This is a genomic window from Streptomyces sparsus (assembly GCF_054776295.1).
Genome location: NZ_BAAHCA010000713.1, coordinates 1 through 2,235, shown reverse-complemented (window position 1 = coordinate 2,235; position 2,235 = coordinate 1). Strand labels below are relative to the sequence as shown.

Genomic DNA, 2,235 nt, shown 5'->3' with positions numbered 1-2,235 from the left:
TGCCGGGCCGGCAGCGCGCGCAGCGCCTCCCACAGGACACCCTGTTCGACGAGCCGGTCGGTGAAGTCGGGCGCGGAGCGCTCCGGAAGCCAGTGGGTGAGCCATTCACCGAGCTTGCGCCGGCGCAACCGGTCGACGTTGGTGTTGATCAGGATGCGCCAGACGTACGCCTCCGGGTTCCGGGCGACCCGCACCTTGTCCCAACGGGTGTAGGCGCGTACCAGTGCCGCCTGCACTAGATCCTCCGCGTCGTGCTGGTGTCCGGTCAGCAGGTAGGCCGTGGCCAGCAGACGGGCCCAGCGGCTGTCGACGAACGAACGGAAGTCGTCCTCCGCGCTCTTGTTCACCTGGCGTCCTGGTCTGTCGGTCTGTGGGCCGCGCCGGGCGCCCCCTCGCCCGGCGCGGCGGTCGATGAGGTCAGGGGGTCAGTTCGCCGGCCACGGCTCGTGGTCGATCGAAGCGAAGGCGTTCCCCGCCTTGTCGTACGCGGTCACGGAGAAGGTGTCGGGCAGGCCCTGGTCCTGGACGTCGAGGTAGAAGGTGCCCCAGCCGGGCTTGCCCGGAAGCTGCACGATCTGCGCCGCGTAGTCGATGTTGTGCCCGAACGACACGGTGACGTCGCGCGGCGTGTCCGCCAGGCGCCAGGCACCGCTGATCAGCGTGGGCTCGCCCTGCTCCGAGTAGACGCTGAGGCTGATGCTGTCGGGGCGGATGTTGTCGCCGACGTACGCCTTGGCGGCCTCGATCTCCGCCGCGAACCGATCGGGCGAAGTGATCACGTAGTTCTGCTTGCCCGTCGGCAGCAGGCCCATCTGGAGGTCGTCGTTGATGTCCACGGGCTCGTACGGTTCGACGACCTTGACCTCCAGGCCGCCGAGTACCGCGAGACCGGACGTGGGCGCGGCCTCGGCCGTGGGCCTCGGCGCGTGCTCGGCCGTCGCGGTGCCCGCACCCGCGAGCAGCAGCGCCACCGCCGCGCCGGTGGCGAGGGCGACGCGACGCGCGGTCGGACGGGGGGCGGTGCGACGTTCGTTCATGGGGGACTCCCGGGGGTGGCGGTGAGCCGCTCCCGGCCCACCGATCGACGTGGTCACCCTTCAGACGACGACGCGGGCGCGGATCTATGTCAACGCGGGAGAACGTTCTCCCGCGCATGCTGCCGCGCCTCCCCGCCGCTCACCGCGACCGATTCCGACGCAGTCGGACACTGTCGGCGCGGGGAGGAGCCGGCGGCGCGGGAACGAGGCCATCCAGGAAGCGCGTTCCCGTCTGCTGCCGTCCCGGTCCGGCCGGGACTGGCCCCGAGCGATCAAGGAACCGATGCGGTGGTCGATCCTGAGAACCCGGAGGGCCGCAGCAAAGGTCGCACCGGGGGCGATGGGCGCATAACCAGACCACCAAACAGCGCAAACACCGGGGCGCCGACAGACGCGTGCCTCGGCCCAACCGCCTTGACCTCCCTACAGCTGGTCCCCCCTGCTGGGTGGTTCCGGAGGATGCATCCCGCCACCGTCCTTGATGTCCACTTCGCAGGTGCGTCGGTCGTAGGACTGGTCATTGGGGATCAACAGCACCCCGTCAACCTGCTCAGGGTGCTCGACGGCGAGCCAGTCGTCGCCCGTGAGGGGATCGTCGGCTGGCCCGAACGCCTGGGACGAGGAAACCGTCTTACACCCCAACGTCACGCGCTCCTTGTCGACCGCGCAGGCGTCCACTGCGGGATCGAAGTATTCATCGGCGCCGTCGAAGCGGAAGCGGAAGTGGACCTGGTCGCCTTCGGAGGGCACTTGCGGGTGGGGCTCAAGGCTCCAGTCAACGACCGCGGCGGTGACGCCGAGAGACTGCCCATCCGTGTCCACGACCTGCACCCTGACACCGGCCTTACCGCGCTCCGCCGTCGTGTCGGTGCAGCCCCAGGAAGAGCAGCCGGACAGGGCGAGAATCACCAGAGCCAGCGGGGCAACGGCGAGTACCCGTGCGGGGAACACTGAGATGACCTCCAGTCGGGCTGAGGCGCGGCAGTGTATCCCGGGGCCTGGCAGCTGCGGGTGATGGTGGCGAGCGCCTGCGGCGGCGAAGCCGAAGCGCAGAGGAGCCCCGTGAAGTAGGCGGGTGCTTGAAGCAACTGCATTGGCCTTGCGGGTCGCCTCCCCGGCAGGCGCGGGCCCGCGGGTCTCCGGCGCCCGGTACGGCAGACGCCCCGCGCCGCCTCCCTGCTCGGGAGGCGGGGCGGGG

Annotated in this window: 3 protein-coding genes; all 3 read right to left on the bottom strand. The window is 70.4% G+C overall.

From position 1 onward, the window contains the following. Positions 1 to 347, bottom strand: a 347-nt coding sequence (locus tag ACYVE9_RS22490; RefSeq protein WP_461029711.1) for a SigE family RNA polymerase sigma factor, incomplete at its 3' end; no start/stop codon positions are given. Between the two features lie 78 nt (positions 348 to 425). Beyond that, positions 426 to 1,037 (bottom strand): hypothetical protein, encoded by a 612-nt coding sequence (locus ACYVE9_RS22485; protein WP_461029710.1) that lies wholly within the window; start codon positions 1,035 to 1,037, stop codon positions 426 to 428. Positions 1,038 to 1,460: 423 nt separating this feature from the next. Beyond that, positions 1,461 to 1,988, bottom strand: a complete 528-nt coding sequence (locus tag ACYVE9_RS22480; protein ID WP_461029709.1) for a hypothetical protein — start codon at positions 1,986 to 1,988, stop codon at positions 1,461 to 1,463. Positions 1,989 to 2,235 lie beyond the last annotated feature (247 nt).